Raw genomic sequence first — 2532 nt, forward strand, 5'->3', positions numbered from 1 at the left:
AAAATTTGGTTCGGAACCCGAGCTGGTGGAGTAAGTATTTACGACGGAAAAAGATTTGTTTATATCTCTGAATCCGAAGGACTTTATTATAACACAGTTAGCAATATTATCTTTATAGATGATAAATCTGGCAGTATGTGGATGGGGACAAATGGCGGTGGCATCAACCGTGTTCCTATCAATTCTTTTTTGCGATATAATAAAAATAGAGGGCTAGCCGATAATTTTACTTGGAGTGCTTTACAAGACCCTAAAGGCAATTTATGGTTTGGGTCAAATAGAGGAATTAATAGGTATGATGGTAAAAGCTTTAGTTATTTTCTAAATCCTTCTCTTAACTTTGGCTCTTACAAAGACAAATCAAACAATCTATGGTTTGGTTCTTCAGAGGGTGTAATTAAATATGATGGTACGTCATCGCTCCGTTTTACTCCTGCCGAAGGGATTGTAGGCAATAGTGTATGGTCGATCTTAGAAGACAGTAGAGGAGATAAGTGGTTTGGGGGCGACAGGGGACTTACCCGGTATCAACCTAATGCAGACGGCAAATCGGGCACTTTTTTTCATTATACCGAAACTGAAGGATATGTTCCCACCACCACAAATGCTATCCTAGAAGATAAATCAGGGAACTTATGGTTTAGGCATCAACGGGGAATTACTAAGTACATACCTTCCGCAGATGGGCAATCGGGCAGCTTTATTCATTTTACTGCAGCCGAAGGACTAGGAGATCTTGGAAACACTAGTACAATTTTAGAAGATAAGAATGGTGCCATTTGGTTTACCTTACAAAACGGTAATGGACTTATTAAGTATCAACCATCAAAAAAGGGTCATTCAGGAATTTTTACTCAATTCACCACAGATCAAGGTTTGGCTAGTAATAGTGTTTTATCGGTTTACGAAGACAAGCAAGGTATTCTTTGGATAGGAACAAATGGTGGATTAAGCAAATACGATGGCAAAACATTTCAAAATTTTACCAAAGCTGACGGTTTATCAAGCAATCAGTTACGGCAAACATTTGAAGATACGTCTGGAAACCTATGGATCGCCACACTAGGCGGAGGTGTCAACAAACTAGATAAAAATGTAAACAAAGTCTCTCAACAACCATCAATTGTTGGCTTGCGACAACTGTATATTAATGAAATTGTACCTGATTTTCGCAATCCTGCAGACAGCACCGCTCAAAATATAAAATTTGATGGGGTTCAGGCTTTTGAGAATTATCCCATTAACCCAAGAATACCATTTGGTCAAAATCACCTGAGCTTTCAATACGTTGCGATTGATTTAGCAACTACTAATAAAATCAAATACAGTTACCGATTGCTAGGTTTGGATGAAAAATGGAGTGTTCCTTTAACAAGAACTATAGCAGATTACCGCAACCTACCCGATGGAAAATTTATTTTCCAGGTTAGAGCTTTTGGCGAAAGCGGAGATTGGAGCAAATCTTTTGATTATGCGTTTACCATTTTGCCACCTTGGTGGAAAACCTGGTGGGCTTATCTGGGTTACTTTTTTGGATTTACAGGAACCATGATTGGATTTGCTTATTGGCGCGCACAATCATTAAGGGATAAAAATAAATTATTGGAAGAAAAAGTGTCGCATAGAACCAATCAGCTTACCAAATCTATCGAGGATTTAAAAGCCACTCAATCCCAATTAATCCAATCTGAGAAAATGGCTTCGCTCGGTGAACTTACCGCTGGAATTGCACATGAAATTCAAAATCCGTTGAACTTTGTGAATAATTTCTCTGAAGTCAGTAGTGAACTTTTGGATGAAATGGATGAGGAATTAAACAAAGGCGATATTGAAGAAGCCAAAGCTATTTCAGCCGACATCAAACAAAATCTAGAAAAAATAAACCATCACGGCAAACGTGCCGACGCGATTGTAAAAGGCATGTTGCAACATTCTCGCACTACTTCAGCAGTAAAAGAACCAACCGACATCAACAAACTAGCCGATGAATATTTGCGTCTCGCCTATCACGGGTTGCGAGCTAAAGACAAATCATTCAACGCCACATTGAAAACAGAGTTTGAAGAAACCATTGGCAAAATTGAAATCATTCCTCAAGATATAGGAAGAGTAATTTTGAATTTGATTACCAATGCGTTTTATGCGACTAATGAAAAACAACATTCAGGAATTGAAAATTACGAACCAACAGTAACTGTTAGCACTAAAAAAGTTGGTGATAAAGTTGAAATATCAGTAAAAGACAATGGTAACGGAATTCCACAAAGCGCAATCGATAAAATCTTTCAACCATTCTTTACCACAAAACCAACAGGGCAAGGAACTGGTTTAGGATTGAGTTTAAGTTACGATATTGTGAAAGCGCATGGTGGAGAATTAAAAGTAGAAACAAAAGAAGGAGAAGGCTCAACATTTATTATTCAAATACCAATTAACTAAAAAATGAAAACATTTTTAAAAATTTGCCTGCTGCTACTACCCTTTTTTGCAAGTGGACAAGATGTAGCTATTTTGGATACTACACTCAACAAC

The 2532-nt window shown here is 37.6% G+C and carries 1 protein-coding gene; it reads left to right on the forward strand.

Going from position 1 to position 2532, the window contains the following annotated elements:
• Window positions 1–2439: two-component regulator propeller domain-containing protein (locus tag RMO83_RS09375; RefSeq protein WP_310559421.1), on the forward strand; the 2439-nt coding region annotated here is incomplete at its 5' end.
• Window positions 2440–2532 lie beyond the last annotated feature (93 nt).

The sequence above is a fragment of the Flavobacterium sp. genome, assembly GCF_031423415.1.
Taxonomy (GTDB): Bacteria; Bacteroidota; Bacteroidia; order Flavobacteriales; family Flavobacteriaceae; genus Flavobacterium.